Here is a 26,548-nt window from a genome sequence, read left to right as displayed (position 1 = left end):
ATCACCGACCGCGGAGGGGCTCGGGCGAGAGCCCCTTCGCTTCGTCCACGAGATAGTGACGGCCGGCCGGGACGTCGCGGAACTCGTCCACCTTGCCGCCCGGCCACTCGACGCGCACCACGTCGGCCTTCGGTGCCTCGCCGAACCCGAAGTGCGCACGCGGGTCGCTGGCGGAGTAGATCCCGACGGTGCGCTTGACCTCCCACACCTGCGTCCGCGTCCCGGTGCGCACGGTGATCCGCGCCCCGATGGCGTCCCGGTTCCCGGAGCGTCCCACGGCGCGCAGCATCAGCCAACGCCCCGGCGCGCCATCGTTGCGCAGCACGATGGGCCTCGCGTCCAGACAAGCCACCACCACGTCGAGATCGCCGTCGTTGTCGAGGTCGGCGTAGGCCAGGCCACGGCCGACCACGCGCGTCGTCGCGTCGGGTCCGGCCTCCTCCGACGCGTCGCGGAAAGTGCCGTCGCGGTCGTTGAGGTAGACGGTGAGCGCCGGTTGCTCGTAGGTCTCCTTGCCAGCGCTGCCACGCAGGTGCGGGTAGACGTGGCCGTTGACGTGGACGAGATCCTTCCAGCCGTCCTGATCGAGATCGAGGAAGGCCGTCCCCCACTTCACGAACGCCCAGGCCGGCGCACGCAGGTGGGCGCGGACCGTGACGTCCTCGAACAGGAGGTCGCCCAGGTTGCGGTACAGGGTGCTGTAGTCGTTGGCGAAGTGGGTCGCGTAGAGGTCGAGTCTGCCGTCGTTGTCGTAATCGGCCGCATCGACGCCCATGCTGGCCTGCTCGTTGCCGTCGCCGCTCACCGCAGTGCCGCTCTCGAACCCGCGTTCGTCGAAGCGACCGTTCCCACGATTCACGAAGAGGTAGTTCGGCGTCGCGTCGTTGCCGACGTAGATGTCGAGGTCGCGGTCGCCGTCGACGTCGGCGGTGACCACGCCGAGGCCGAAGTAGCGCTTCTCGTCGGAGGCGCCAGACGCCTCTGACTGCTCGGTGAACGTGCCGTCGCCATCGTTGTGGAAGTAGAGGTCTCTCGCGCCGGGAAGCCCGCGCGGACCGCACAGCACGGGCGCGCCGACGTAGCTGCAACTGCCACCCGCGCGGTCCTGGGGAAGCGCGTCGGGCCCGACATCGAGGTAGGCCGCGACGTAGAGATCGAGGTGGCCGTCCCCGTCGAAGTCGCCGAAGGCGGCCGACGAACTCCATCCGGGGGCTCGGATGCCCGCCCGCTCGGTGACGTCGGTGAAGGTGCCGTTGCCGTTGTTGCGGTAGAGGACGTCCGGGCCCAGGTTCGTCAGGTAGAGGTCGGGCCACCCGTCGTTGTCGTAGTCGGCCACGGCCACGCCAACGCCCCAGCCGCCGCGGTCGAGTCCGGCCCTGCGCGTGACGTCTTCGAAGGTGCCGTCACGCCGGTTGCGGTAGAGCGCGGGTCCGGGGTTGTCGCCCCGGCGCCACTGCTCCATCGACGACCCGCGTGAGAACACCAGGTCCACCCAGCCGTCGCCGTCGTAGTCGAAGGCCCCGACGCCGCCGCCCTTCACTTCGAAGATGTAGTCCTTGCGATCCGGTCGCCCCGTGTCGTTCCTCGCCGTGATGCGCGAGGCCGCTGTCACGTCGGTGAGTCGCACCCGCCGTGGCGTCCCGGGCGTCGCCTGGAGCACGACGGCCAGGCTGGCACCGAGCATCAGGACGTGACCGGACAGGCACCGTTGAGGCATGGTGCATCCTACGACGGGCGTCACTTCTGGCCGCCCGACCGTGCCTGCCGGCGCCCGTCTGTATCGTCCGGGACAGCGCCGCGGCGGCCGGCGGCCCATGCTGGACGCATGGTGCCGTCCCTTTCCACTCGTCGCGGCCTGCGTGCCGCCACCCGCCTCCTCGTCCCCGCACTCTGTGTCCTCGGGGCGACCGCGCCCACCCTCCACGCCGAAGCCGTGTCCCGCTACCGCGGTTTCGCGCTCGGCAGTGCGGTGGCCGACGTGCTCACCCTGACCAGGGCGCGCCCCGCCGATGTGAAGACCATCCACGATCGGCCGGCGTTGATCCAGCAACTGGAGTGGCACACGCCGTACGCGAGCTCAGGGGAGGCGGTCGATCCGGTCAAGACGATCACGTTCGGCTTCGTCGATGGACGGCTGTACCAGATGACGGTGGACTACGACCGCGTGCGGGTCGGCGGTCTCACCACCCCCGACCTGATCGCCGGGGTCGAGGCGGTGTATGGCGCCGCGGCCGCGACAACGCGCCCCCAGTTGCCGATCGGCAGCGCTGCGGGAACGACCGTCCTCGGCCACTGGGCCGACCCGGACGCGACGATGACGCTGGTTCGGGGGCCGTACGAGGACCTGCGCCTGGTGGTGCGTTCGATCGCGCTCGGCGCCGACGCGCAGCGCGGTACCGCGGCCGCGATCTCGCAGGATGCCACCGAGGCGCCGGCCCGGCGGGCGGCCGCACGGACGGCGGAAGCCGCGGCACTGCAGGACGAGCGCGCGAAGAACAAGTCGGCCTTCAAGCCGTGACGGGCCCGCGACACGAAACCCGCGACTGGGCGACAGACGCTGTACCGGACAGCACAGCGGCAAGTCCAGCCGCCTGCTAGGGTGGGTGTCATGACTCGTGGAAATTTCCGCCTCGCCCTCGCTGCCTCCTGGCTCCTCGTCGCCGTGGTCCTGTGCCTCACGTTCACCCCGGAGACGGCGTCCGGCTGGCTGACCTGGTGCGTGGTCGGCCTCGCCCTTCCCGCAGGCCTCTGGGTGGTCTCCGCCCCGGCCCCCGTGACGATGAGTGAAGCCATCCATCGCGGCCGGGACTGAGCCCGGCACATGCCTCGCGTCATAGTCGCGCGTCCGCCATTACCGGCCGTCGCCGTGGGCGTCGTCGACGCCGACAAGGACGGCCAGTGCCTGTTGAGTGCCACGCTGTTCGTCCTCGGCTGTCGGGTCGTCCCGCTCGACTGCCAGGCCGACAGTGGTGGGGCCATCGGGCCGCAACTGAAGGCGAACGAGCCCGAAGTCGTGGTGTGGCGACTCGCGCCGGTGCATGGACCGGCCGGCGGGCCGCTGCTGTCGCTGCTGGCGTCGCGGGCGCTGGTCGGCATCGGCGTGGTGGTGCTGTCGACCTCGCCGGTGGAGACGGCCGACCTCCTGCGCGATCATCACGTCCACGTGTTGGCGTCTCCGTTCACGGCCGTGGCCCTGATGGGCGCCGTTCGTGACGCCCATGCGGCACGCGCCAGGAGCACGCCTGTCGTGGCGTGACGCCGCTCACGCGACGCGTGGGGCCGGCCAGGGCTCGGTGGGACGTGTACACTCCCGCGCATGCGTGCCTTGCTGATCCTCGTGCTCGCGCTGCTGTCGCAGGCGCCGTCGACGGCGCCGACGCCCTCGCCCATCCAGGATGGGGAGGCGCACGGCGATCCGCCGTTCCTGCTCGAAGACGGGTGGGAGCCGCTGCTCGACGGCACGTCGCTCGCCGGATGGCAGGCCTGCGACGCGACGGCCGCCAATGCGTGGCGCGCGGTGCGCGCCATCCGCTACGACGGCGCGCTCGCACCAGCGGCGCTTTCCGGCCTCGGCGGCAACGGCGGTGTGATCCTGAACGGCCCGACCGGCAAGACCGCCAATCTCTGCACCTCGCGCACGTTCGGCGACGTCGAGCTCTACCTCGAGTTCATGCTGCCGAAGGGCTCCAACTCCGGTGTCTACCTGCAGGGGCTCTACGAGATGCAGATTCTCGACAGCTTCGGCAAGCCCGAGCCGCTCACCTACGGCGACCTGGGCGGCATCTACCACCAGTGGATCGACGGCAAGGGCGTCGGCGGGTCGGGGCCGCGGGTGAATGCCGCTCGCCGGCCAGGCGAGTGGCAGTCGTACCAGGCGTGGTTCCGGGCCCCGCGGTTCGACGCGTCCGGGCGGAAGCTGCAGCCGGCGCGGTTCCTTCGCGTGCTGCTCAACGGGCAGTTGGTGCAGACCGACATCGACGTCCCTGGGCCGACGCGCTCGGCCATCGAGCGGGCGGAGTCACCGGAGGGCCCCCTGATGTTGCAGGGCGACCATGGGCCGATCGCCTACCGCAACATCCATGTGCGACCGCTGCGCCCCCTGGTCATCAGGTAAGGTTGCGTTGTCCCATCCCGCCCCTACCCTTCCAGCAACGCGGCCATCGCGACGGCCGAGATCCTCCGAATCGCGATGTTGCGGAAGAAGACCTCCGCCGCTTCCGACTGCAACTGCAGCCTGCCGCGGGTCAGCGGCGCCTCGCGGCCCTCGATCACGTGCCGCAGCCCCGACAGCACGACCTGCCGGTGCCCGTTCACGACGTGGACGCTCTGCTGCCCGAGGCAGTAGAGGTCGAGCGTGTTCCACTCGCCTGCCGGCTTCTCCACCGTGGCGGCCTTGATGACGCGGTTGCGCGTGCCGCTGATGCGCGGCGCGCCCGGACCGTACACGATGTCACTCCTGGGATCGGCCGGATCGACGGGCGTCCCCCGGACGTCGACGATGACGCCGGCCAGGCTGTAGAAGTCGCCGACGTCGCCCTCCTGTATCTGGAACTCGAAGGACTTCATCCAGAAGCCATAGCTGGCGCCGTGCGGTCCCACCGAGTGGTAGCAACAGCCGGTGTCCCGTGGCTGCTCTGGCCGTGGAGGCCATCGCCTCGTGCCCCACTTGAACTCGAGTCGCAGGTGGTAGTCGCCGTACTCGGCCTGGCTGATGAGGCCGCCGTAGGTCTCGCCGGAGATGCGGATCGCGGCGCCGCCATCGACCTCGACCACCGAGAACACGCGGCGCGGATCGCGGTTGACGCCGACCACGTCCGTGTACGTGCCGTCGGCAGCGCGCGCCAGGCCGGGGTACTCCGACGAGGCATGTGGCTTGCCCAGGAAGGTGTCCCAGCCGGAGAGATCGCGGCCGTTGAACAGCGGGGTCCAGTCCTCCCCGGGCGCCTGGTTTCGGGCACCTGGGCCCGGGACCACTCCGCATACGGACGTGATCGCACGTCCTGCCGCCTCGCCGCCAATGACGGCTGACGCGAGCACGGTCAGGGCGGCGCGGCGTCGCATGAGGTCCATCACAGTACACGACACCTGGCGGGCGCGGGCCTTGCAGCGCCTGCTCGCATGGTCAATGCGCCGCGCGTCGTCCTCATCGTCACCCTGTTGCTCGTCGCCAACACGGCGCTCGCGAGCCTGGGCCTGTTGCCCGGCGCGGTACAGCTGGTCAGCGGGCTGGGTCTCGTGCTTGTGCCGTGGATGGTCGTCGTCGTGTTGCGCGACACGTCGGTGACCATCAGGGATCTCGAGCCCGGGCAGGAGTGGGGGTATCAGGATGCGGGGCACGGCGTGCCCCGCCCTGCATCCGAAGCCACTTCCGACCTCACGCGGCCGCCTGCCGCCGGCGCGGGTCCGGACGGCGACGGGTGACTCGACCGGCGGTCAGCGGCGCGACGCCGTGGCCAGTTCCACAAGCTGATCGAGCGCGGCGTTCCAGCCCTGGTGAAAGCCCATGGCGGCGTGGGCATCGCGCGCCGCCGTGTCGGCGTGCATGGCACGTGCGATGTAGCGGGTCTGGTCATCCGGCAGCGGCTCGAGCAGCACCAGGCCCGTGAACAGGGGGACGCCAGGGGGCGCCGGCAGCGGGCGGAAGTCGGGCCCCAGCAGGCCCGTGAAGACGAGGCGCCGTTCCGGCACGATCTCGAGGAACGACCCGAGCAGTTCGTGCCGCTCGTGCCGCTCGCCGGCTGGCCCTTCCATGACGTTGAAGAAGCGCCCGCCCGGGCGCAGGTCGATCTCCGAGTGGGTCACGCGCCAGGGCCGCGGGCAGAACCACTGCTTGAGCGTCTCGGGATCGGTCCAGCCGCGCCACAGGTGGGAAGCGGATACGGGCACGACGCGCTCGATCTCGAGGTCGAGCGCCGGGTCGAAGACGAACGGGCGAGCCGATGGGGTCCGGGTCATTGCTGAGTCCTCGTGCATGTGTCGGGTGATCCGACATCCTGCCAGAGAGACGGCCCATGACGGCCGGAGTCATCGCTCGGACGACCGCTACCTCGACGCGTAGGGGCCGTGCGTCGCGGTGATGCGCATCGACTCGTCCGTGTCGTCGAGCGAATGGACGCGGTACGTGGCGCCGCCGCGGTCGACGCGAATCACGATGTGTCCGCGGGAAACCAGCACCCGGTCGAGCAGCGTGCCGATCACCAGCCGGTTGGCCGGGTGCACGCTCGTGGCGAGCACATCGCGATCGCCGGGATAGAGCTCCCGCGACAGCATGCGGTCGAGCACGTCGTGCCCGGGGTGATCGGCCGACCACACCTGCAGGATCCAGAAGCGCGGCTGCAGCGTGGACACCCAGGTCACGTTGGTCGAGTCACGATTGCCGTGGTGGTTCGCCGCCGCGACGTCGACGGGGCCGACCGCCCGTGCGACCGCACTCTCGATGTCGTGCCACTCCGGGGCGCCGAGCCGCGCCCGGCCCGGGATGTCGCCGCCCGTGTAGAAGTCGAACGGGCCGTAGCTGACGCGGATGCCGAGGCTCGACTCGTTCTCGTTGGGCCGCTGCGCCGGCGGCAGCGACGCCCAGTCAGCCGGAAAGCGCGCCCGCGACGCCGTGCCCTCCCCCGTCCAGACCTGGCCGTTCACGACGATGTTGCGGATGGAGAAGGTCGGATACGCGGTGCGGTCGCGCAGCAGCGTGATCTGGTCGGCGCGACCGGCCTCGAAGCGCTCCATGCGCGACGGCTCGGCTTTCGCGAAGGCGATGTACTTCTCCGCGGTGCCCTTCGCCGGGGCGGGGCCCACGCCGTCGGCGTAGTCGGGCCAGCCGCGATCGAGGAGCTTGCGGATCGGGACGTGCTGCGCGAGGGTGGGGATGCCGCCGATGTGGTCGTCGTGCAGGTGCGACACGAGCGCGTAGTCGATGCGCGGCTCACGGAACGGCGACAGGACCCGCGTGACGTAGCGGGCGATCCACTCGCCCGGGGGGCGAGACGTGTCGGGCACGACGGGGACGCCGCGTGGCGAGCCCGGCGGGAAGCCGCCGTCGCCGGCGTCGAACTGCAGCGAGGTGCCGTCGGGCAACACGAGCAGCGCGGCGTCGCCGCGGCCCGTGTTGATCACGTGGATGTCCAGGTTGCCCGGCTGCCACGGCGGGAGCGTCGCGGTCTGGGGCGCCTGCGCCTGCGAGCCCACGGCACACAGGACCGCCAGCACGGTGGCGGACGCGATGATCGAGGACGACCGCCCGGGGGCAGCGCGATGCGGGGACATGGCCGTTCATTCTAGCGGTCGGCCCCGCGTCTTCGCCCATCGCCCCACCACCGCGGACGTCCCGGCCGGCGTGCCGCGCCGCGCCCGGGGCGGGCGCCACCCGTCAGAGTGAGCGCGCCGGCAATGCCGAGGCTGGCTGACGCGCCGGGGCCGACTGCCGACTCGGCACCCCGGTGCCCCCCTGACCGCGCTGTGCCTCGCGCATGCCCGAGACGAACAACCAGATGGCGAACGCGCCCAGCAACACCCCGATCAGGTTGACCGGCGACAGCCGGTCGTTGCGCAGGTCGGGCGGGAGTTCGCGCATCGCGGGCGCGGCGTTCACGCGGGCCTGCGCGGCCAGCAGCGGCAACGCGGTGAGCAGGGTCACGAGCGCCCAGGCGCCGGGGAGCCGCTGCGCGAAGGTGAAGACGACGAAGGCGGCCGAGAGCAGGAGCGCCGAGTCCTTGATCTCGACGCCGCGGTCGCGGGCCCACTCGGTCATCCGGTCGAACAAGGGGAAACAGAACAACACGCCGAAGACGGCACGCGCCCAGGGCCAGATGTCTTCCTCGTCCTGCGCGGCCGCATGCCTCCACTGTTCGTAGAACCAGTACACCTGGTACAGGCCGAGCGTGCCCACGCACATCACCGCCAGCTTGCGGACGCCCACGTGGAACCAGGGCGAGACGGGCGGGGCGAGCGGCACGTCGCCAATCATATCGGCTTACGGCTTGCGGCTCGGGGTTCGAGGCTCAGGGCTCAGGACTCGGGGAAAGGATGGAAAGGGAAAGCCGAGGGCCCCTGGAGCGACGGCCACAGTAGACTCAGGGCCATGCTCGTTTCACGACGCACGGTCCTGCTGTCGGGCCTGGCTGGCGCGACGGCGGTGGCGCGGCGCTCGTCGGCCGCGGAGTCCTGGCTCGGACCGGTCACCCTGCTGCCGGCGCCGATCGCGGCACCGAGCGGCCAGCCACACCTGCACGCCTCGGCGGCCGGCACCATCCTCAGCTGGGTCGAGCGACGAGGCGCGACGGCCACCCTGAAGTTCGCCGAATTGGCCGACGGTCGCTGGGGTGAGGCCCGCGTCGTCGCGTCGGGCGAGGACTGGTTCGTCAACTGGGCCGACGTGCCGTCGGTGATTCGCCTCGACGCCACGCGCATGGCCGCGCACTGGCTGCAGCGCAGTGGTCCCGAGAAGTACGCCTACGACGTTCGCCTCTCGCACTCCATCGATGGCGGCCGCACGTGGTCGCCCTCGATCTCCCCGCACGACGACGGGACGAAGACCGAGCACGGGTTCGCGACGCTGTTCGTCGCCCCCGGGCAGGGCCTCGGCGCCGTCTGGCTCGATGGGCGGGCGACGCGGCCGGCGGCCGGGCACGACGGTCACGGCGCCGGAGGCGCGATGACGGTGCGCCATGCCGCCTACGACGGTGCCTGGCGGCGCGTCGCGGATGCGGCCATCGACCTGCGCGCGTGCGACTGCTGTCCCACCGCCGTCGCCGTCACGAGCGATGGCCCGGTCGTCGCCTTCCGCGACCGCAGTGAGAGCGAGGTGCGCGACATCGCGGTCGCCCGGCTCGAGCAGGGACGCTGGACGACGCCGACCGTCGTCGCGCCCGACGGCTGGACGGTTGCGGCGTGCCCCGTGAACGGCCCGCGCCTCGCCGCGTCGGGGCGTCGCGTCGCGCTGGCGTGGTTCACCGCCGTGGGCGACGCCGGGCATGCCTACGTGGCGTTCTCGTCCGACGCCGGCCGTACGTTCGGTCGGCGCGTCCGACTGGACGCCGGCACGTCGATGGGCCGCGTCGATCTCGCGCTGCTCGACGACGGGACGGCGGTGGCGACCTGGATCGAGATCGGCAACGAGGGCGCCGCGCTCATGGTGCGCACGGTGTCCCACGATGGGACGATGTCGCCTGCCGTGCGCGTGACCGCACTCGAGGGCTCGCGCACGAGCGGCTACCCGCGCATGACGCGCCACGGCGACGCGCTGGTGTTCGCCTGGACCGACGCCGGCGCGGAGCCGCCGGTGGTGCGAACGGCAACGGCGCGGTTCTCGCGCTAACCAAGGTCAGCCATTGAAGCCGCCGCGCGAGGCGCCGATGTGAGGGCAGGGACTGCCCAGGCATCCCCGCTCCTCCGCGATGCCCTACATCCACGACGCCATCGCCGTGCACTTCTTCCCGTACGGAGACCTCTGGAACGGCGTGGCCGTCGACCTGCCGGTCGTGGTCTTCGGCCTCACGCTCGACGACGTCCGCGAGCAACTCGGCGAGGCGTTGCTCGAGTACTTCGGCGCCGCGTGAGCCTGCGCCCCGGGGCCGGGCCTACTTCGCCTCCGGCGGATTGATCACCGCCTGGATCGCCGGGTCGTCGACGTTCTCTGGCGTGACGAGCACGACCCCGGTGTCCACGACCTTCGGCACGGCCTTCCCCTGCAGGTGCTCGACCATCGTCTTCACGCAGAGGTAGCCCATGTTGACCGGGTGCTGCGCGATGAAGCCATGCAGTTCGCCCCTCTTCAGCGGCTCGAGGAAGCTGGAGCTGTAATCGAAGCCGACGAAGGTCACCTTGCCGGCCTTCGCGACGTCCTGCAGCGCCAGCAGCATCCCCGCCGTCGCCGACTCGTTGGACGTGAAGATGCCGTCGAGGCGATCGCCGTACTGGTTGAGGAGGTTCTCGGACGCGCGCTTGGCCGTGTCGCGCGTCGCGCCGGCGTACTGGTCCGACGAGATCACCGTGACGCCGGGGTACTTCTCCTTCAGCGCGTCGAGGAAGCCCTGCTCGCGCTCCTCGGTGGCCGCCGAGCCTTCCTGGTAGCGCAGCATGAGCACGGTGCCCTTGCCGCCGAGCAGCGCGCCCATCCGCTCGCCGGCCAGGCGGCCGCCCTTGCCGTTGTCGGTGCTGACGTAGCTGATCGTCGGGTTCGGTGCCGCGAGGGCCGAGTCGAAGATGACCGTCGGGATGCCGACGCGGAACGCCTCTTCGACGGGTCGACGCAGGGCGCTCGAGTCGAGCGGCGACAGCACGATGCCCGACAGCCCCTGGCTGGTGAAGCCCTCGACCACCTGCACCTGCTGCTCGCGGTCGTCCTCGCGCAGCGGCCCCTTCCAGATGATCTCCACCGGCACGCCCGCCGCGGTGTACTCGGCGGCCGCCTTCTCGGCGCCGATGCGCACGCGCTTCCAGTGCTCGTGGGTGGAGCCCTTCGGGATGACGCCGATGCGATAGGGCGCGCCGGGCCGACTGCCGGCAGCGCGGTTGCCCCCCACCGCAGGGGACTCGCCCGAGCCGCAGCCGGCCGCGAGCACGGCCACCACCGCCACCCCGATCCATCTCGTCGTGGACATCATGTCGGGCATATCCTGCCATGGACGCCATGGACGATCGCGACGTGCGGGGCTACTGGAACGGCAACGCGGAGACCTGGACGCGGCTGGCCCGGGCCGGCTACGACGTCTACCGCGACGGCTTCAACACGCCGGCCTTCCTGGCGATGCTGCCGGACGTGGCGGGCGCCAGGGGCCTCGACCTCGGGTGCGGCGAGGGACACAACACGCGGTTGCTGGCCGCGCGCGGCGCCGTGATGACCGCCGTGGACCTGTCGGAGGCCTTCCTGCGTGACGCGCGAGTCGCCAACGCCGGGATCCCCGCGCCCATCGCCTACGTGCACGCGAGCGCCGCATCGCTCCCCTTCAGGGATGCCTCGTTCGACTTCGCCACGGCCTTCATGAGCCTGATGGACATGCCCGACGTGGAGCGAGTGATCGCCGAGACGGCGCGCGTGCTGCGGCCCGGCGGCTTCCTGCAGGCCTCGATCGAGCACCCCTGCTTCCTGACGCCGCACCGGCGCAAGGTGAAGGACGCCGAGGGTCGCACGGTGGCCATCGAGGTGGCCGGGTACTTCCAGCGACGCGACGGCGAGGTGAGCGAGTGGACCTTCGGCCAGGCGCCGCCCGAGATCCGGGCGGCCGTCCGGCCGTTCCGCATCCCGCAGTTCACGCGAACGCTCTCGGAGTGGCTGATGCTGTTCCTCGGGGCGGGCTGGCGGCTGGAGCAGGTCCAGGAACCACGCCCCGACGCCGACACGGTGCGCCGCATCCCCCGGCTGCACGACGCCACGCTGGTCGCCACCTTCCTGCACCTGCGGCTGCGCCGTCCTGCCTGATAGACTCGGCGGCAACTTTCGGACACCGGCGTCACGCACGCCACCCACGCAGGAGCTCCATGGACGCGACGGCGCACGCCACCTCGACGCTCACCGGCCTCGACTGGATCATGATCGCCCTCTACTTCGGCGTGCTCGGCGCCGTCGCCTGGAAGGTGGTCTCGAGCAGCAAGAACACCGCCGACGACTACTTCCTGGCCGGGCGAAACCTGAGCTGGTGGATCGTCGGCGCGTCGATCTTCGCCTCCAACATCGGATCGGAACACGTGGTGGGCCTGGCCGGTTCCGGCGCGGCCGACGGCGTCGCGATGGCGCACTACGAGCTGCACGCGTGGTGCCTGCTCGTGCTCGGCTGGGTGTTCGTGCCCTTCTACATGCGCTCGCAGGTGTTCACGATGCCGGAGTTCCTCGAGCGCCGGTTCTCGCCGGCGTCGCGGTACGTGCTGTCGATCGTCTCGCTGATCACGTTCGTCATCTCGAAGATCGCCGTCGGCATCTTCGCCGGCGGCGTGGTGTTCTCGACGCTGCTGCCGGAACTGCACCTGACGCTCGGAGCCACCGAGATCAGCAGCTTCTGGATCGGCTCGATCCTGGTCATCGTGCTCACGGGCCTGTACACGGCGCTGGGCGGCATGCGCGCGGTGGCCTACAACGACGCGGTGCAGGTGCTGGTGCTGATCTCCGGGTCGGCAGCGCTGACCTTCTACGGGCTCTATCAACTCGGCGGCTGGGGCGAGCTGCGGCGGATCGTCGGCCCGGAGATGTTCAACCTGTGGAAGCCGCTGATTCCGGCCGGCGTCGAGGGTACCTGGGCGCCGGTCATCGAGCGCGACGCCGCAGGACAGGTGACGCGGATGGCGTGGTACTTCAACGACAACTTCCCGTGGGCCGGCATGCTGTTCTGCGCGCCGATCATCGGCCTCTGGTACTGGTGCACCGATCAGTACATCGTGCAGCGCGCGCTCGGCGCCCCGAACCAGACCGAGGCGCGGCGCGGCAGCATCTTCGCGGCCTTCCTGAAGCTGTTCCCGGTGTACCTGTTCCTCATCCCCGGGCTGGTGGCCTTCGCGCTGTCCAAGAGCGGCAAGGTGCCGGGCCTCGAGGCGATCGCCACCGACCGGAACGTGGCGCAGGCGGCGTTCCCCATGATGGTGCAGCACCTGCTGCCCGCCGGCCTGCGCGGCCTGGTGGTCGCCGGCCTGCTGTCGGCGCTCATGGGCTCGCTCGCCGGCGTGTTCAACGCCTGCTCGACGCTGTTCACGGTGGACCTGTACTCCAAGATCAACCCGCACGCCTCGCAGGAGAAGATCGTCAGCATCGGCCGCACCGCGACCATCGTGATGGTGGTGATCGCGCTGGCGTGGCTGCCGGTGATCCAGGGCGCGCACGGCCTCTACAACTACCTGCAGGCGGTGCAGAGCTACCTGGCGCCGCCGGTCTTCGTCGTGTTCTTCCTGGGCGTGTTCTGGAAGCGCATGAACTGGCAGGGCTGCCTGTGGGCGATGATCGTCGGCTTCGCCATGGGGTTGCTCCGCATGGCGGTCGACACACCGGTGTCGCTGGGCATGGCCGGCTTCGAGCACGGCTATCCGGAGGGCTCGCTCCTCTGGATCGTCAACCGCACCTACTTCCAGTACTTCGGCGTGCTCATCACGCTGGTGTCGGCAGTGGTCGCCGTGGTGGTGAGCCTGGCCACGCCTCCGCCCGACTACGCGAGGATCGGCGGCCTGACGTATGCGACGGCGACCGACGCGGACCACGCCGAGACGCGCGACAGCTGGGACTGGCGCGACGTGGCCGGCTCGGCCTTCGTGCTGTCGGCGATCCTGGGCGCGTACCTGTACTTCCGCGGATAGCGACGATGCCCGGCGCCGCACCGCGGCGTCGGGCCCGACGGCCGTGACTCAGGGCCGCGGGCACGGGTCGCCGCGGCCCCCCTGCTTCCTCACCAGAAGGCCGGGCGCTCGGGCAGCCCGGCGGCGCAGGCCGTGCACGTCCGATGATCGTCGTTGACGTCCTGCAACGATCCGCACTCGCGGCAGCGGACCCAGATGCGATTCATGCGGGTGGCCTGCCACACGCTCGTCCACACCGCTGCCACGAACCGCTCGCCGAACAGCTCCTCCATCGCCACCGCGTGGTGCTTGCCGAGCGCCCGCCGCATCGCCCCCTCGTCTTCCCATGCGGTCACGGTGAAGCCGCGCAGCCCGGTGAAGCCGGTGACGATGGCGATGAAGCCGGGCTCCTGCAGGAAGTCGTCGACGTTCTGGCGGGAATGCGCCCGAATCCTGTCCTTCTCGCCCTGGTCGGCGGCCTCGATCCACGTGAGGGCGATGACCCCGGGCGGCCGGGGATTGCCCGAGGCGACCCGCATCGAATACCCGTAGCGCGCGCGCCCGACCGACTCGGGCTGCACGAGCGTGACCCATCCCAGTTGCTCGGCCAGGGCCGTCGGGTCGAAGTAGCGGCGCACCCTACGGAGGCCGGCGGCGTCGCCCTCGAGCACGTCCACGCCCTCGAGCCGCACCGTCCGCCCCGTCGCGGGCCCACCCTGCCATGTCCCGAGGTGCGTCCCCTCCATGACCCACTCGATCACGCCACGCGCACCGGCGACGACGGGGACGCGCGCGAACCGGGCATCGGGAAAGGCCCGCGCCAGCGCCTCGACGCTGTCGGGCACCGACGCCCGCCCGACGGCACCGCCGCTCACCGGATCCTCGAACGTGCCGTCCGCCGCGAGCAACGCCGCGGCCGCCGCTCCGTCCCGGGCATCCCATGCCGCGCCCCAGGCCTGCACGACCGACTCGATGGTCATGGGCGGGAGTATCGACAGGGACGCCGTGGCCGACAAGCACCGCCCCGGACAACAGTCATGTGCACGGCGTGCAATGCCTGATGATCGCGTTTCACAGTATTGACAGCGGTCGTGCGGCGCGCCATCGTCGGCCATGGACGCACGCGACCTGTCCCTCCTGCTGACGCTCGATGCCCTGCTGCAGGAGTCCAACGTGACCCGCGCGGCGCGCCGCCTCGGCCTGAGCACGCCGGCCGTCAGCCACGCCCTCGCGCGCCTCCGCGAGCGCCTCGCCGACGACCTGCTGGTGCGGACGGGGCGGTCGATGCGCCTCACGCCGAGGGGCGAGGAACTGCGGCCGCTCGTCCGGAACCTGGTGGAAGACGCCAACCGCGTGCTGACCACCTCGCAGCCCTTCCAACCGCGCACGCTGGCGCGGACCTTCACCATCACGGCCACCGATCACGCGCTGCTGGTGTTCTCGCCGATCGTCGACGGCATCGTCCGCGCCGAGGCGCCCGGGGTGACGCTCCGCTACCTTCCCAGCATCGTCGACGACTGGGTGCTGCTGCGCGACGGCACGGTCGACCTCTCGGTATGCCTGCCTGGCGCATTTCCGCCGGAGTTCCGGCTGTCGCCGCTGCTCACCGAGCGCTTCGTGTGCGTCGGCCGCGCCGGACACCCGGCATTGGCTCGTCGGCTCACGCTCGAGGCCTGGCTGGCACTGGACCACGTGGTGGTCGCGCCACTCGGACGACAGAGCGTCGTCGACCAGGTGCTCGCCGAGCGTGGTCACGAGCGTCGCATCCGCCTCGTCGTGCCCTATTTCGCCGCGGCGCTGCACCTGGTGGCGGCGTCCGACGACGTGTTGACGGTGTCGGCATCGGCCGTCGAGGCGGTGCGGGCACGTCTCCCGCTCGATGTCGTGGAGGCCCCCGTCGCGTTGCCGACGTATCCCGTGAGCCTGCTCTGGCACCCACGCCTCGACAACGAGCCGGCCAACGCCTGGCTTCGCGACGTATTCACGCGCGCCGCCGCGGCGGTGCGCGAGGCCTCGCGGCGGCCCCGTCGCGGGCCTCGGGCGGCGCGCTGAGGATTTCATCTGGTGCAATCGTGAAGTGCGCCGAGATGTCTTGATGCAATGAATGGGGACTCCTACCGTGGAGGCATCAATCTCGCCTGCTTCCCTGGAGTCCACCGATGAGTGCCAACGCCAACGTCACCACCCCTCAGCGCCGGAAGAAGGTGCTGATGGTCGTCGCCAACCCTGCCACCTCGCCCACCACCGGGTGGCCCGTCGGCTTCTGGTGGGCCGAGCTCACGCACCCGTACTGGGAGTTCACCGAAGCGGGCTACGAGGTGGAGATCCGCAGCGCCGATGGTGGGCCGCTGCAGGCCGACGGCTTCAGCGACCCCGAGGACACCAGCGGCTACGCGGCTGCCGACATCCTGAGCCTCGGCTTCAAGAAGAGCCCGGCGCACGCCGCGCTCCTGCAGGACACCCGCAGCGTGGCCGACGTGGACGTCGCGGCCTACGACGCGGTGTTCTTCGTCGGCGGGCAGTCGCCGATGGTGACCTTCCGCGGCAACACGGCGCTGCAGTCGCTCGTCGCGCGTTTCTTCGAGGCCGGCAAGGTGACCGCCCTGGTGTGCCACGCCACCTGCCTGCTCCTCGAGACCCGACTGTCCAGTGGCGATCTCCTGGTGGCCGGACGCACGTGGACCGGCTTTGCCACCAGCGAGGAACAGTTCGCCGACGCCTTCGTCGGCCAGCGCATCCAGCCCTTCTGGATCGAGGACGAGGCGCGGGCCATTGCCGGCACCAACTTCGTCGTCGATCAACGCTTCCGCCCGTTCGCCGTGCGCGACGGGTTGCTGGTCACCGGCCAGCAGCAGTTCTCCGGTGCTGCCGCCGCACGGCTGGTCGTCGAGGCACTGGGGCGATGAGGATCGCCTGCATCGGGCACGGGCACGTCGGTGGCGCGCTGGCCGCCAGCCTCGCCGACCTCGGGCACGAGGTGACGATCGCGGCCGCGTCGAGCGACGACGACCGCCTGCGGGCGCTGGCCTCGCGCGCGGCCGTCAGGGTGGCACCGCCGGCCGACGCACTCCGTTCGGCCGACGTGGTGTTCCTGGCCACGCCGTTCGGCGCCCTCGACGACGTGGCGGCGACGATGGGCGACGCCCTGTCCGGCAAGGTGCTCGTCGACTGCACCAATCCCGTCGGCCCCGGGCTGCAGCACGGTCTGCGGAGCGAGCGCTCGGGATCGGAAGCCGTGCAAGCCGCCTTGCCACGCACGCGCGTCGTCAAGGCGTTCAGCGTGTACGGCTACGAGAACTTCGTCCGACGCGAGGCCACCCGCGGCGTCAGGCCGATGATGCCGATCTGTGGGGACGATGCCGCGAGCAAGGCCCTGGTGGCTGGCCTGGCCACCGAGTTGGGCTGGGAGGCGGTGGACGTAGGGGGCCTGGCGCAGGCGCTGCACCTCGAGCACATGACCCTGCTGTGGGTGCGGATGGTGCGCGTCGGCGGCGCCGACCCGCGCCTGGTGTGGGCGGCGCTGCGCGGCTGACCCGTCGGCCGGCGGCGCGCTGCCGATACCGGCCAGAACCCGGCCAGGGCGCCGGCCCGGAGGACGGGCCGGCGTCGATGCCTGATCGAGAGCCAGGGGCATAAATCCGACCAGCGCAGTCTCTTTTTTCTTGACGGACTGTTTCGGTCGGACTTAGAGTCGGTTTCGTAAATGAGACTTGTCTCACTTTCGTGAACCTCCTCAGACTCTGGCTCTAACGTGCTTATCAAGAAGCAGTTGCGAGCGATGCCCCGGCTCGCGGTCGCCCTCCTCGCCCTGTTGGTCCTGCCCGCTGCCATCTCAGCAGACCCTCTCCAGGCAGGCCAGGCTCCTGCTCCCGATGGGACCGTCCATGGCCGCGTCGTCGACACCAGCGGCGGCGCCATCGTCGGCGCGAAGGTGGAGATCGTGGCAGAACGCACCGGCGCCACGGTGAGCGGCGTCACCGACCAGGACGGCGCCTACACGCTGCCTGTCGCCGCCGGCGGGCGCATTGTCCGGGTCTCGGCCGAGGGCTTCGACGACGCCTCGCGGCGCATCGCAGTCGGGGCCGGCGTCACGCTGCAGGCCGACTTCACGCTGCGGGTGGCTGGCATCCAGGAGACGGTCAGCGTGGGTGGCGCGGCGCCCTCGTACGCGGTCCCCGAAGTGTCGTCGGCGACGCGCACGCCGACCCCGCTGCGCGACATCCCGCAGGCGGTGAGCGTCGTGTCGCGCACGCTCATCGCCGAGCAGCGCATGACGAGCATGGCCGACGTCGCACGCTACATGCCCGGCGTCGGGTTCGCGCAGGGCGAAGGCAACCGCGACACGCCCGTGTTGCGCGGCAACAGCACGACGGCCGACTTCTTCGTCGACGGCGTGCGCGACGACGTGCAGTACTTCCGCGACGTCTACAACGTCGACCGCGTGGAAGCCCTCAAGGGACCCAACGCGATGATCTTCGGGCGCGGCGGTGGCGGCGGCGTCATCAACCGCGTGACGCGCCAGGCCGAGTGGGGGCAGGAGCAGGAGGTCTCGGTGCAGCTCGGCTCGTGGGACAACCGCCGCCTGTCGGCCGACGTCGGGCGTGGGCTCTCGGACACCGTCGCCGTGCGCGCAACGGCGATGTACGAGGACAGCGAGTCCTACCGCGACGGCGTGAGCCTCGAGCGCTTCGGCATCAATCCAACGGTGGCGTTCCGCCTCAGCCCGGCGACCACGGTGCGCGCCGGCTACGAGTTCTTCAGCGACACGCGGACGGCCGACCGTGGGATCTCGTCGTGGCAGGGCCGTCCCGTCGACACGGCCCCGTCGACGTTCTTCGGCGACCCGAGCCGCAGCACGTCCGACGCGACGGTGCACCTGGCGTCGGCGGTCATAGAGCATCGCCTGCGTCCTGCCGTGCTGCTGCGCAGCCGCACCACCTTCGGCGCTTACGACAAGTTCTACGCCAACGTCTTCCCGGGCGCGGTGAACGCAGCCGGGACGACCGTCGCGCTGTCGGCGTACGACAACGCGACGACGCGCCAGAACGTGTTCAACCAGACCGACGCGGTGATCACGGCGCGCACCGGGCGCCTGCGACACACGATTCTCGCGGGGGCGGAGTTCGGACGGCAGGATACCGACAATCTCCGGCGCACCGGCTACTTCACGTCGATCGGCGCCAACGTGACCAGCGTCCAGGCGCCGCTCGCCTCCCCCACCACGTCGCTGCCCATCGAGTTCCGGCAGAGCGCCACCGACGCCGACAACACCGGCGTGACGACGATCGCCGCGGCCTTTGCGCAGGATCAGGTCGCGTTCTCGGACCAGCTCAGCGCGGTGGTCGGCCTGCGGGTGGACAGCTTCCGCGTGCGGGCCACCAATCTCCGCTCGAACCAGGAATTCCGCAGCGACGACGGGCTCGTCTCGCCTCGCCTCGGGCTCGTCTACAAGCCGATCCAGCCGCTGTCGGTCTACGGCAGCTACAGCCTCACCTACCTGCCGCGCGCCGGCGAGCAACTGGCGTCGCTGTCGATCAGCAACCAGGCGCTCGATCCGGAGGAGTTCCGCAACTACGAGGTCGGCGCGAAGTGGGACCTGACCCGCCGCCTGTCGTTCACCACGGCGGTGTACCGGCTCGATCGCGGCAACGTGGCCGTGCCGGACCCGCTCGATCCGACGCAGTCCATCCTCGTCGACGCGCAGCGGAGCCGCGGCGTCGAGGTCGAGGTGAACGGGTACCTGACGCGGGCCTGGAGCGTGGCCGGTGGGTACGCCTGGCAACAGGGCGAGATCACGCGCTCGATCTCGGCCACCGCGCAGGCCGGCGCCTCGCTCGCCCACCTGCCGCGACACTCGATCTCGCTGTGGAACAGGGTGACGCTCACCAGCCGGCTGTCGGCAGCCCTCGGCGTGCTGTACCGCGACGACATGTACGCCGGCACGGACAACACGGTGGTGCTCCCGTCATGGACACGCGTCGACGCGGCAGTGTTCTACGACCTGACGCGCGCGGTCCGGCTGCAGGCCAATCTCGAGAACCTCACCAACGAGCGCTACGCGATCAGTGCCCACAACAACACGAACATCACGCCGGGCAGTCCTCGCGCGCTGCGCGTCGCGCTGACCACGCGCTTCTAGCGCCGCCCGGGCACGAACGTCGGCCATGGACAAGGGCGGCCGGGACGAGAGGATGATGGAAGGAAGGACTCGTCCCGGCCGCACGTGCATGGCGCCATGCTGGAACGTTGGACGCGCGGATCGTGACGGGACTGTGACGCGACCGTGTCGATTCGGCGCAGCAGGGACGCGTCCGGGTCGGACGCGGCCCCGCGGACCGGCGAGGGTCAGGGTGCCGGACGAGGCGTCGCGGTGACGCTCGGCGGGAGGATGGGATAGACCACCCGCGGCTGCTCGCCCGTGAGGCTCTCGAGGAAGGCCACCACGGCGTCGGCCTCCCGATCCGAGAGCGTGGCGCCCAGCTGCGACGTGCCCATCACCCTCACGGCCTCGCGCAGGTCCCAGGCCCTCCCGGTGTGGAAGTAGGGCGCCGTCAGCGTGACGTTGCGCAGCGTCGGCGTCCGGAACACGAAGGCGTCGCTCTGCTGCCCGGTCACGGCGAGGCGACCCTTGTCGCCGGGCGGAAGCAGGTGGGCGGGTGGCTTCTGCACCTGCCCGAACGGCGCGTATCGACCACCGCCGACGTTCACGCCGTTGTGGCACATCACGCAGCCCTTGTTCACGAAGAGCCCGAGTCCTTCCTTCTGCACGGCCGACAGCGCGCTGGCGTTGCCCCGCAGGTACTTGTCGAACGGCGCATTCGGCGTGATCAGGGTGGCCTCGAACACGGCGATGGCCTTCTGCGCGTTGGCCAGCGACACGGGCTGCGCCTGGCCGGGGAACGCGTCGCGGAACGCCGCGACGTAGCCGGGGATGGAGGACAACTGCGCGAGCACGTCCTTGGGCGCCGAGGCCATCTCCACCGGGTTGCGCATCGGTCCGCCGGCCTGCTCCTCGAGGTCGGCCGCACGGCCGTCCCAGAATTGCGCCATGTTGAACACGGCGTTGAGCGTCGTCGGTGCGTTGCGCCCGCCGCGTTGCCACTTGTGCCCGATGGAGGTCTCGCCGCCGTCCACGCCGCCCATGCCGACCACGTGGCACGAGTTGCAGCTGATGGCGTGGCTGGCCGAGAGGCGTGGATCGAAGTAGAGCTTCTTGCCGAGTTCCACCTTGGCAGGCGTCGCGGCATTGCCGGGCAGGGCCGGCGGCGTCAACGGGATGGGCGAGAAGATCTTCTGCGCCTGTGCCATCTGCGGGTCCTGCGCGACGAGGGGCGTCACGAGGCAAGCGGAGAGGAGCAGGGTGAGTCCGGAGAGCGTTCGCAGGCCTCTCATGGGGACAGTCCTCTTCTGGCCGGCGGGGGTTCGCCAGCGCCCGCGAGAGGACCGGGGACGCGATGGCCTGCCGCGGGTGGAGAAAGGCCCCGGCTGCCGTCGCCATTGTAGCGCCGCTGAGCGGCGGCGGCGGCCCTTTCAGGGCTCCGGGGCGTAAATGCACCCGGCGTCGCAGGTCTCCTTGACGACGACCCGGGACAGCGACGGCAACTGCGGCCTCACGCGCTCCCAGATCCACCGTGCGACGTGTTCGCTCGTGGGGTTGTGGAGGCCCGCGACGTCGTTCAGGAAGCGGTGATCGAGCGCTTCGTGGCAGGGCGCCCACGCCGTGTCGATGTCGTAGTAGTCGATCAGCCAGCCCTTCGCCTCGTCCATCGGACCCGAGCAGTGCAGTTGCACCACGAACGAGTGGCCATGGAGGCGGGCGCACTTGTGGCCCTCGGGCAGGCCGGTGAGGCGGTGGGCGGCCTCGAAACGATATTCGCGGAAGACGTGGAACATGGGGCCTCTCGGAGGGGTCCGGGCACCGGCCACCGGGGAGCAGTCGAGAGCATGACGGCTTCCGAGCGGCCGAGTAAAGTCCGGGCTCGCCCGCACCGACACGCCCCGTCAGGAGGTGACTGATGCCACCACGCGGAGTGAAGAGCGCGAAGCGGACCCGTCAGTACGAGCACATCAAGGAGTCGGAGCAGGAGCGCGGCGTCAGCGAGGCCCGCGCCGAGGAAATCGCGGCGCGGACCGTCAACAAGCAACGGCGCGAGGCGGGCGAGACGAAGGCGCCGGCGAGGAAGACCGCAGGGCGCTCGGCGTCCACGCGCCCGGCCAAGCGGACCGCGAAGAAGGCGACCAGGCGCGCGTCGAAGAAGCGCTGACCGCACGCCCGGTGTCGGGTCAGATCTGCGAGTACGGCCGCGGCACGAGGAAACGCGCCGTGTTCTTCGACGTGTTGTCCTTGTACTGCGGCTTGTCCTTCATGGCGACCCAGCGCGGGTCCGGCCCGAACTTCTTCCAGGCGTCGAGGTGCGTCTTGAGGTCGGGCCCCGACGTGAAGTACCGCAGGTGCGGCAGGTTGGGCCCGGCGATCCCCTGACCGAAGAACACCGGTCCCATGCCCAGCGAGTGCATCACCTCGATCTCGCCGTCGTTGAACATCTCCATCTTCGACAGCGCGCGCTCCTCGCTGTGGCTCTCGTAGTCGCGCATCTCGAACACGCGCGTCGGCACCCGCGAGGTCGCATGCGCCGGCATCGTCATCGTCGGCTGCCCCGCGAACGCGAGGTAGAGCCACGTGTCGATGCGGTCGAAGGCGGGCGTGGCCTTGGGCACCTGCAGGTAGGTCGCGCCGGCCTTCACGACCGACGGATCGGTGTTGATGGCCGTGCTCACCCGCACGAACGAGTCGAGGGTGCGGTGCCGGATCAGCACCCACACGGGCGTGTCGGCCTTCGGCGTGCCGGTCTGCGCCTGCTTGTCGACGTCGATCTCGGTGAACACCCCGACCGGGCCGACCTTCTGCGACGCCAGGGCGGGCAGGAACGCCTTCTCGAGGTAGCCGTCGAGGAGGTCGGGCGAGGCGCCGGGCTTCAGGCGATAGGCACGAAGTTCGTAGTACTCGCGCGCGGCCTTCTTCGACGCGGGCGCCTTCTGGGCGTACAGGCCGGTGGAGGCGGCGGCTGCGGCGGAGGCCGCGAGGGTGGACGACAGGAACGAGCGACGCGTGGTGGACATGACGGTTCAGAGCCTACACCGGGGTCGGCGGCGGTCCTGCGGGATTTTCGCCGCTACGCCGGGAACGTCCGCGGTCGGCGCGGCCGGCATGCCCGACGCGCGCGGGCAGTCCGCCTGTTTTCCCGGCGTCCATGAGCCCGCGGCGCGTCGGCGGGCGTCCACGCGATGGCAGCGACCTTGCGTGTCCCATCGGCAGGGCGATGATGGACGAGGCGCCGTCGCAGTCCGAGCGGGAGCGCACGACGGGAGCCGGAACGGGCGCCCGCGCGTGGTGGGCCGTGCCCGCCGCCGAGGTCGCGGCGGGGATGCACAGCTCCACCGAGGGCCTGACGACGACCGACGCCGCCGCGCGATTGCGGGCCATCGGCCCCAACAGCCCGCGCCCGGCGCGCGCCGTCTCGCACCTGTCCATCTTCCTGCGGCAACTGCGCAGCCCGTTGATCCTGCTGCTCGTCTTCGCCGCCGCGGTCTCGCTGGCCCTGCGCGAATGGACCGACGCGGCGGTCGTGCTGATCATCGTCGGCGCGAGCGCCGTGATCGGCGACGTCCGGGAGTACCGGGCCGAGCGGGCTGCCGCCGCCCTGCGTTCACGCCTCCACGTGCGGGCCACGGTGATCCGCGACGGCAGTCCCACCTCCCTCGCGATGGAAGACGTGGTCCCCGGCGACGTCGTGCGCCTGGCCGCCGGCAGCCTCGTGCCAGCCGACGGACTGGTGCTCGACGCCACCGACTGCTGCGTGGACGAGGCGCCGCTGACCGGCGAGAGCTTCCCGGTCGCCAAGGCCGCCGGCGTGGTGCCGCCCGACGCGCCGCTGGCGCGCCGCACCAACAGCGTGTACCAGGGCACGAGCGTGGCCAGCGGCACGGCGCGCGTGCTCGTCGTCGCCACCGGGGCGCGCACCGAGATCGGCAGGCTGGCTGGCAGCCTTGCGCAGCCGGCGCCCGAGACCGGCTTCGACCGCGGCCTCCGCCACTTCGGCGGGCTGCTGACGATCGTGATGCTGGCGATGGTCCTGGTCGTGTTCGCCGCGCACATGCTCGGCGGGCGACCACCGGCCGAAACGCTCCTCTTCTCGATCGCCCTGGCCGTCGGGCTCAGTCCGGAGTTGTTGCCGGCCGTGCTCGGCGTCAGCCTGGCCCGCGGCGCGCAGGCCATGGCGACGCGCGGCGTGCTCGTGCGACGGCTGCACGCGATCGAGAACCTCGGCGGCATGTCCGTGCTGTGCACCGACAAGACCGGCACGCTCACCGAAGGACACGTGGAAGTGGAGGGCGCCTATGACGCCCACGGCGAGCCGTCCCGCGACGTCCTCGAGGCTGCCGCGATCAATGCCGCGCTGGAGACCGGGGTCGCCAGCCCGCTCGACGACGCCATCCTGCGGGCCTTCCCGACGCGACTGGCCGACCTCCGCAAGTGCGGGGAGGTGCCCTTCGACTTCGTGCGCCGGCGCGTGACCGTCGCGGTGACCGACCGCGACGGCGTGCGGCTGGTGACCAAGGGCGCGGTGGCTGCCGTGCTGGCCGCCTGCCGGGGCGAGGCCCGCGAGCGAGCGGCGTGGGAGGCCCGGTACGAGGCGTGGACCGGCGAGGGCCTCCGCGTGGTGGCCGTCGCAACGCGGCTGGTCGACGCCGAGGCTCCGTGCACGCGCGAGGACGAGCGCGACATGACGCTGCTCGGCTTCGTCACCTTCTTCGACAGGCCGAAGGCCGGCGCGGCGGAGGCGGTGCGGGCGCTGGCCGACCTCGGCATCGCCGTGAAGATGGTCACCGGCGACAGCGCCCTCGTCGCCCGGCACGTGGCCCGGGCGGTGGGCATCCCCGACACGCGCGTGATCACCGGCCGCGACCTCGACGACCTCGGCGACGAGGCCTTCGGCGCCCGCGTGTCCGACACGGACCTCTACGTGGAGGTGGACCCGCGGCAGAAGGCACGCATCATCTCGGCGTTGCGCGCGCGGGGACACGTGGTCGGCTTCCTCGGCGACGGCATCAACGACGCCCCGGCCATGCGGGCCGCCGACACCAGCCTGTCGGTCGACGAGGCGGTGGACGTGGCAAGGGAGGCGGCCGACTTCGTGCTGCTCGATCGCAGCCTGGACGTCATTCGACGCGGCGTCGAGGAGGGGCGCCGGACGTTCGCCACGACGATGACCTACATCCGGATCACGACGAGCGCCAACCTCGGGAACATGGCGAGCATGGCCGTCGCCTCGCTGGCCCTGCCCTTCCTGCCCCTGACGGCCGGCCAGATCCTGCTCAACAACCTGCTCTCCGACGTCCCCGCCATCGGCATCGCCGGCGACCACGTGGATCCCGAGCTGGTGGCGCGCCCGGAGGGCTGGGACCTCCGCGGGCTCATCCGCTTCATGGTGGCCTTCGGCGCCCTCAGCTCGGTGTTCGACCTGTGCACCTTCGCGGTGCTGCTGCGCATGGCGCCGGGCACGCCGGCGACCTTCCGCACCGGGTGGTTCGTGGAATCCCTGCTGACCGAACTGGTGGTGGCGCTGGTCGTCCGGACGCGCCGCCCGATGACGCAGAGCCGCCCCGGGACGTTCCTGCTGGTGAGCACGATCGCGCTGATCGCCTTCGCGCTGGCGCTGCCGTACCTGCCGGGGGCAGGACTGGTGGGTTTCGTGCCCCTGCCACTGCCGCTGCTGGCCACCGTGGTCGGCATCACCACCGCGTACGTCGGCGCGACCGAGCTGCAGAAGCGCTGGTTCTTCGGCGCCGACGCGCTCACGCCCGCTTGCGCGACGCCGCCGTCTCGTGGAGGCGCTTGAGCAACCCGCCCACCGTCAGCACGCCCACCAGCCGGCCGTTGTCGACGACCGGCACGCAGCCGGCCACGTCGTCGGCCAACAGTTCGACGGCGCGTCCCACGGGGTAATCGGCGCAAAGGACGAGCGGGTCGTGCCGCAGGAAGTCGACCAGCGTCCGGTGGTGGCGGTGTGCCAGGCCGTGGGGTCCGCCGAGCCGCGCCCGATCGACGACCCCCACGATGCGGTCGCCGTCGGCCGCCACGAGCAGCTGCAACTGGCGCCGCTTCATCAGATCCCACGCATCTTCCGCGGGCGTGCGGATGTCGAGCACGTCCACCTGCGTATCCATCACGTCGGCCACGCGCACGGTGCCCTCCGTTGCTGAGGTGCGTCCGGAACAGTGACTGCACGATGGGTGCCGCCCTGCCCGCGACGCGGCGCCGCGGGAAACTGCGGCGCGGGTTCGTCGTCTGCCGCCAGTTCGCGTGATTTCCCGCACCCGCTCCCGACCGCACCAGCTCGGCTGTCGTCGATTCCTGCCGCGGCCATGAGCACGCGTGAGACGATGACGGATGGTTCCCCCATCGTCGTCCCTGCCGGCGCGCGACGCGCGCCAGGCTTTCGCCGCGTCCGCCACCGACGAATCACTGCCCACGACCTGCCCCTCCTGTGCCTCCACGCGCATCGTGTCGGCGGCCAAGTCGCCGAGCGCGCACGGATACTGGCGATGCGAGCCCTGCGGCGAAATCTGGAGCCCCGACCGTCGCCAGTCGGCGGCCCCGCATCGCAGCTGGCGCGCCTAGGCGGCAACAGGCAGTCGCCCCCCGTCCGGCGCGCCGGCGCGGGGATGGCAGCGGGCTGCGGCTCCTGGGCGGTAGGGCCGCCCCCGGCCCGTGGGCTCAGGGGACCGGGTGTTCCCGAAAGAACGCCACCAGATCCATCGACGCCGGTGGCGTTGCGCCCAGTTGCCGGAGCATGGTGACCACCTGGCCCCGGTGGTAGGTGCCGTGGTTGACCAGGTGCTGCACCAGTTCGGCGATGGTGTTCTCGCCGGGCTGGCCGTTCAGGAGCCGGTAGGCGACGCGCGCCGAGCCGTCGGCTGGCAGGCCGTCGACCAGCGCACGGAGATCGGCCTCCGTCACGACCCAGGCCGCGCGTAGCTCGTCGAGGGTGGCGAACCGCTCGAGGGGCAGCGACTGCGTCGGCGACTCTCCCTTGAACCGGGAGATCCAGATCCATTCGGCGCCCTGCAGGTGCGCCAGCGTGTCGCGCACCGAGGCGAAACTGCTCCCGAGGTCGCGGGTGAAGGCCTCGGCATCGAGCCGGGCCACGGCCTGCAGCAGTCGATCACGCGCCCAGTAGTGATAGTCGACCAGGCGCCCGAGGTCATTGCGCGTCATGCCCGCATCCTGCCA

Annotated in this window: 28 protein-coding genes; 16 read left to right on the top strand and 12 right to left on the bottom strand. The window is 71.0% G+C overall.

Going from position 1 to position 26,548, the window contains the following annotated elements; genetic code table 11:
• Nucleotide 1: 1 nt before the first annotated feature.
• Nucleotides 2–1,717 (bottom strand): CRTAC1 family protein, encoded by a 1,716-nt coding sequence (locus TBR22_RS07325; RefSeq protein ID WP_239492313.1) that lies wholly within the window; start codon nt 1,715–1,717, stop codon nt 2–4.
• A 108-nt stretch (nt 1,718–1,825) separates the two neighbouring features.
• Here TBR22_RS07325 and TBR22_RS07320 point away from each other — a divergent pair, with 108 nt between their 5' ends.
• The 4 genes from TBR22_RS07320 to TBR22_RS07305 all read left to right on the top strand — a co-directional run bounded on the left by TBR22_RS07320 (nt 1,826) and on the right by TBR22_RS07305 (nt 4,114).
• Nucleotides 1,826–2,518 (top strand): hypothetical protein, encoded by a 693-nt coding sequence (locus tag TBR22_RS07320; protein ID WP_239492312.1) that lies wholly within the window; start codon nt 1,826–1,828, stop codon nt 2,516–2,518.
• Nucleotides 2,519–2,608: 90 nt separating this feature from the next.
• A complete protein-coding gene (locus TBR22_RS07315) occupies nt 2,609–2,812 on the top strand; it encodes a hypothetical protein (RefSeq protein ID WP_239492311.1) in 204 nt (67 codons plus the stop codon).
• 54 nt (nt 2,813–2,866) lie between these two features.
• Nucleotides 2,867–3,256: a hypothetical protein gene (locus tag TBR22_RS07310; RefSeq protein ID WP_239492310.1), complete on the top strand. Its 390-nt coding sequence runs from the start codon at nt 2,867–2,869 to the stop codon at nt 3,254–3,256.
• 60 nt (nt 3,257–3,316) lie between these two features.
• Nucleotides 3,317–4,114, top strand: a complete 798-nt coding sequence (locus TBR22_RS07305; protein ID WP_239492309.1) for a DUF1080 domain-containing protein — start codon at nt 3,317–3,319, stop codon at nt 4,112–4,114.
• Between the two features lie 23 nt (nt 4,115–4,137).
• Here the strand turns inward: TBR22_RS07305 and TBR22_RS07300 are convergent, their stop codons facing one another.
• Nucleotides 4,138–5,061 (bottom strand): DUF1080 domain-containing protein, encoded by a 924-nt coding sequence (locus TBR22_RS07300; RefSeq protein WP_239492308.1) that lies wholly within the window; start codon nt 5,059–5,061, stop codon nt 4,138–4,140.
• Nucleotides 5,062–5,118: 57 nt separating this feature from the next.
• Here TBR22_RS07300 and TBR22_RS07295 point away from each other — a divergent pair, with 57 nt between their 5' ends.
• Nucleotides 5,119–5,421, top strand: a complete 303-nt coding sequence (locus TBR22_RS07295; RefSeq protein ID WP_239492307.1) for a hypothetical protein — start codon at nt 5,119–5,121, stop codon at nt 5,419–5,421.
• 12 nt (nt 5,422–5,433) lie between these two features.
• Here TBR22_RS07295 and TBR22_RS07290 read toward each other — a convergent pair whose 3' ends face one another.
• From TBR22_RS07290 to TBR22_RS07280, 3 genes are all read right to left on the bottom strand, one after another.
• Nucleotides 5,434–5,955 (bottom strand): SRPBCC family protein, encoded by a 522-nt coding sequence (locus tag TBR22_RS07290; RefSeq protein WP_239492306.1) that lies wholly within the window; start codon nt 5,953–5,955, stop codon nt 5,434–5,436.
• Between the two features lie 87 nt (nt 5,956–6,042).
• Entirely contained in the window at nt 6,043–7,266 is a 1,224-nt protein-coding gene (locus TBR22_RS07285) for a ComEC/Rec2 family competence protein (RefSeq protein WP_239492305.1), read from the bottom strand.
• A 103-nt stretch (nt 7,267–7,369) separates the two neighbouring features.
• Nucleotides 7,370–7,954, bottom strand: coding sequence for a hypothetical protein (locus tag TBR22_RS07280; RefSeq protein WP_239492304.1), 585 nt, complete (start codon nt 7,952–7,954; stop codon nt 7,370–7,372).
• Nucleotides 7,955–8,080: 126 nt separating this feature from the next.
• Here TBR22_RS07280 and TBR22_RS07275 point away from each other — a divergent pair, with 126 nt between their 5' ends.
• Nucleotides 8,081–9,316, top strand: a complete 1,236-nt coding sequence (locus tag TBR22_RS07275) for a sialidase family protein (protein WP_239492303.1) — start codon at nt 8,081–8,083, stop codon at nt 9,314–9,316.
• Nucleotides 9,317–9,395: 79 nt separating this feature from the next.
• Entirely contained in the window at nt 9,396–9,557 is a 162-nt protein-coding gene (locus TBR22_RS07270) for a hypothetical protein (RefSeq protein ID WP_239492302.1), read from the top strand.
• Nucleotides 9,558–9,578: 21 nt separating this feature from the next.
• Here TBR22_RS07270 and TBR22_RS07265 read toward each other — a convergent pair whose 3' ends face one another.
• The gene (locus TBR22_RS07265) at nt 9,579–10,601 is read right to left on the bottom strand and encodes a substrate-binding domain-containing protein (protein WP_239492301.1); all 1,023 of its coding nucleotides are present in this window, start codon (nt 10,599–10,601) and stop codon (nt 9,579–9,581) included.
• A 20-nt stretch (nt 10,602–10,621) separates the two neighbouring features.
• Between TBR22_RS07265 and TBR22_RS07260 the strand changes: the two genes are divergently transcribed.
• Nucleotides 10,622–11,419 (top strand): class I SAM-dependent methyltransferase, encoded by a 798-nt coding sequence (locus TBR22_RS07260; protein ID WP_239492300.1) that lies wholly within the window; start codon nt 10,622–10,624, stop codon nt 11,417–11,419.
• A 59-nt stretch (nt 11,420–11,478) separates the two neighbouring features.
• Nucleotides 11,479–13,275, top strand: coding sequence for a sodium:solute symporter (locus TBR22_RS07255; RefSeq protein ID WP_239492299.1), 1,797 nt, complete (start codon nt 11,479–11,481; stop codon nt 13,273–13,275).
• A gap of 89 nt (nt 13,276–13,364) precedes the next feature.
• On the opposite strand, the gene TBR22_RS07250 is transcribed toward TBR22_RS07255, so the two are convergent.
• On the bottom strand, nt 13,365–14,234 hold the full coding sequence (locus TBR22_RS07250) for an ester cyclase (protein WP_239492298.1): 870 nt from the start codon (nt 14,232–14,234) through the stop codon (nt 13,365–13,367).
• Nucleotides 14,235–14,367: 133 nt separating this feature from the next.
• On the opposite strand from TBR22_RS07250, the gene TBR22_RS07245 reads away from it, so the two are divergent.
• The 4 genes from TBR22_RS07245 (at nt 14,368) to TBR22_RS07230 (ending at nt 19,393) form a co-directional block, all read left to right on the top strand.
• The gene (locus tag TBR22_RS07245; RefSeq protein WP_239492297.1) at nt 14,368–15,306 is read left to right on the top strand and encodes a LysR family transcriptional regulator; all 939 of its coding nucleotides are present in this window, start codon (nt 14,368–14,370) and stop codon (nt 15,304–15,306) included.
• Between the two features lie 107 nt (nt 15,307–15,413).
• Nucleotides 15,414–16,160 carry a type 1 glutamine amidotransferase domain-containing protein gene (locus tag TBR22_RS07240; RefSeq protein WP_239492296.1) on the top strand — a complete coding sequence of 249 codons (747 nt, stop codon included), beginning with the start codon at nt 15,414–15,416 and terminating at the stop codon, nt 16,158–16,160.
• Nucleotides 16,157–16,786 carry an NADPH-dependent F420 reductase gene (locus TBR22_RS07235; RefSeq protein ID WP_239492295.1) on the top strand — a complete coding sequence of 210 codons (630 nt, stop codon included), beginning with the start codon at nt 16,157–16,159 and terminating at the stop codon, nt 16,784–16,786. The genes TBR22_RS07240 and TBR22_RS07235 overlap by 4 nt, the downstream gene beginning before the upstream one ends.
• A 246-nt stretch (nt 16,787–17,032) precedes the next feature.
• A complete protein-coding gene (locus TBR22_RS07230; protein ID WP_239492294.1) occupies nt 17,033–19,393 on the top strand; it encodes a TonB-dependent siderophore receptor in 2,361 nt (786 codons plus the stop codon).
• Between the two features lie 206 nt (nt 19,394–19,599).
• Here the strand turns inward: TBR22_RS07230 and TBR22_RS07225 are convergent, their stop codons facing one another.
• Complete coding sequence (locus TBR22_RS07225) at nt 19,600–20,637, bottom strand: cytochrome-c peroxidase (protein WP_370651497.1); 1,038 nt, start codon at nt 20,635–20,637, stop codon at nt 19,600–19,602.
• Between the two features lie 147 nt (nt 20,638–20,784).
• A complete protein-coding gene (gene queD, locus TBR22_RS07220; protein ID WP_239492292.1) occupies nt 20,785–21,147 on the bottom strand; it encodes a 6-carboxytetrahydropterin synthase QueD in 363 nt (120 codons plus the stop codon).
• Between the two features lie 122 nt (nt 21,148–21,269).
• Here queD and TBR22_RS07215 point away from each other — a divergent pair, with 122 nt between their 5' ends.
• A complete protein-coding gene (locus tag TBR22_RS07215) occupies nt 21,270–21,518 on the top strand; it encodes a hypothetical protein (protein WP_239492291.1) in 249 nt (82 codons plus the stop codon).
• A 19-nt stretch (nt 21,519–21,537) separates the two neighbouring features.
• Here TBR22_RS07215 and TBR22_RS07210 read toward each other — a convergent pair whose 3' ends face one another.
• Entirely contained in the window at nt 21,538–22,374 is an 837-nt protein-coding gene (locus tag TBR22_RS07210; protein ID WP_239492290.1) for an NIPSNAP family protein, read from the bottom strand.
• Nucleotides 22,375–22,505: 131 nt separating this feature from the next.
• On the opposite strand from TBR22_RS07210, the gene mgtA reads away from it, so the two are divergent.
• A complete protein-coding gene (gene mgtA / locus TBR22_RS07205; RefSeq protein ID WP_239492289.1) occupies nt 22,506–25,154 on the top strand; it encodes a magnesium-translocating P-type ATPase in 2,649 nt (882 codons plus the stop codon).
• Here the strand turns inward: mgtA and TBR22_RS07200 are convergent.
• A complete protein-coding gene (locus TBR22_RS07200) occupies nt 25,111–25,500 on the bottom strand; it encodes an HPP family protein (RefSeq protein WP_239492288.1) in 390 nt (129 codons plus the stop codon). The genes mgtA and TBR22_RS07200 overlap by 44 nt on opposite strands.
• Before the next feature lie 205 nt (nt 25,501–25,705).
• Here TBR22_RS07200 and TBR22_RS26910 point away from each other — a divergent pair, with 205 nt between their 5' ends.
• Nucleotides 25,706–25,936, top strand: a complete 231-nt coding sequence (locus TBR22_RS26910; protein WP_370651412.1) for an MJ0042-type zinc finger domain-containing protein — start codon at nt 25,706–25,708, stop codon at nt 25,934–25,936.
• A 96-nt stretch (nt 25,937–26,032) separates the two neighbouring features.
• Here TBR22_RS26910 and TBR22_RS07195 read toward each other — a convergent pair whose 3' ends face one another.
• Complete coding sequence (locus TBR22_RS07195) at nt 26,033–26,533, bottom strand: DinB family protein (RefSeq protein ID WP_239492287.1); 501 nt, start codon at nt 26,531–26,533, stop codon at nt 26,033–26,035.
• Between the last annotated feature and the right edge of the window lie 15 nt (nt 26,534–26,548).

This window comes from Luteitalea sp. TBR-22 (assembly GCF_016865485.1).
Classification (GTDB): domain Bacteria; phylum Acidobacteriota; class Vicinamibacteria; order Vicinamibacterales; family Vicinamibacteraceae; genus Luteitalea.
Note: the sequence above shows the minus strand (reverse complement) of the source record. Positions and strands in the feature narration are given on the sequence as shown.

Coding starts and splice junctions, on each gene's coding strand:
- TBR22_RS07325 (WP_239492313.1), bottom strand. CDS start 1,717: ATGCCTCAACGGTGCCTGTCCGGTCACGTCCTGATGCTCGGTGCCAGC.
- TBR22_RS07320 (WP_239492312.1), top strand. CDS start 1,826: ATGGTGCCGTCCCTTTCCACTCGTCGCGGCCTGCGTGCCGCCACCCGC.
- TBR22_RS07315 (WP_239492311.1), top strand. CDS start 2,609: ATGACTCGTGGAAATTTCCGCCTCGCCCTCGCTGCCTCCTGGCTCCTC.
- TBR22_RS07305 (WP_239492309.1), top strand. CDS start 3,317: ATGCGTGCCTTGCTGATCCTCGTGCTCGCGCTGCTGTCGCAGGCGCCG.
- TBR22_RS07300 (WP_239492308.1), bottom strand. CDS start 5,061: ATGCGACGCCGCGCCGCCCTGACCGTGCTCGCGTCAGCCGTCATTGGC.
- TBR22_RS07295 (WP_239492307.1), top strand. CDS start 5,119: ATGGTCAATGCGCCGCGCGTCGTCCTCATCGTCACCCTGTTGCTCGTC.
- TBR22_RS07290 (WP_239492306.1), bottom strand. CDS start 5,955: ATGACCCGGACCCCATCGGCTCGCCCGTTCGTCTTCGACCCGGCGCTC.
- TBR22_RS07285 (WP_239492305.1), bottom strand. CDS start 7,266: ATGTCCCCGCATCGCGCTGCCCCCGGGCGGTCGTCCTCGATCATCGCG.
- TBR22_RS07275 (WP_239492303.1), top strand. CDS start 8,081: ATGCTCGTTTCACGACGCACGGTCCTGCTGTCGGGCCTGGCTGGCGCG.
- TBR22_RS07270 (WP_239492302.1), top strand. CDS start 9,396: ATGCCCTACATCCACGACGCCATCGCCGTGCACTTCTTCCCGTACGGA.
- TBR22_RS07265 (WP_239492301.1), bottom strand. CDS start 10,601: ATGTCCACGACGAGATGGATCGGGGTGGCGGTGGTGGCCGTGCTCGCG.
- TBR22_RS07260 (WP_239492300.1), top strand. CDS start 10,622: ATGGACGCCATGGACGATCGCGACGTGCGGGGCTACTGGAACGGCAAC.
- TBR22_RS07255 (WP_239492299.1), top strand. CDS start 11,479: ATGGACGCGACGGCGCACGCCACCTCGACGCTCACCGGCCTCGACTGG.
- TBR22_RS07250 (WP_239492298.1), bottom strand. CDS start 14,234: ATGACCATCGAGTCGGTCGTGCAGGCCTGGGGCGCGGCATGGGATGCC.
- TBR22_RS07245 (WP_239492297.1), top strand. CDS start 14,368: ATGGACGCACGCGACCTGTCCCTCCTGCTGACGCTCGATGCCCTGCTG.
- TBR22_RS07240 (WP_239492296.1), top strand. CDS start 15,414: ATGAGTGCCAACGCCAACGTCACCACCCCTCAGCGCCGGAAGAAGGTG.
- TBR22_RS07235 (WP_239492295.1), top strand. CDS start 16,157: ATGAGGATCGCCTGCATCGGGCACGGGCACGTCGGTGGCGCGCTGGCC.
- TBR22_RS07230 (WP_239492294.1), top strand. CDS start 17,033: ATGCCCCGGCTCGCGGTCGCCCTCCTCGCCCTGTTGGTCCTGCCCGCT.
- queD (WP_239492292.1), bottom strand. CDS start 21,147: ATGTTCCACGTCTTCCGCGAATATCGTTTCGAGGCCGCCCACCGCCTC.
- TBR22_RS07215 (WP_239492291.1), top strand. CDS start 21,270: ATGCCACCACGCGGAGTGAAGAGCGCGAAGCGGACCCGTCAGTACGAG.
- TBR22_RS07210 (WP_239492290.1), bottom strand. CDS start 22,374: ATGTCCACCACGCGTCGCTCGTTCCTGTCGTCCACCCTCGCGGCCTCC.
- mgtA (WP_239492289.1), top strand. CDS start 22,506: ATGAGCCCGCGGCGCGTCGGCGGGCGTCCACGCGATGGCAGCGACCTT.
- TBR22_RS26910 (WP_370651412.1), top strand. CDS start 25,706: ATGGTTCCCCCATCGTCGTCCCTGCCGGCGCGCGACGCGCGCCAGGCT.
- TBR22_RS07195 (WP_239492287.1), bottom strand. CDS start 26,533: ATGACGCGCAATGACCTCGGGCGCCTGGTCGACTATCACTACTGGGCG.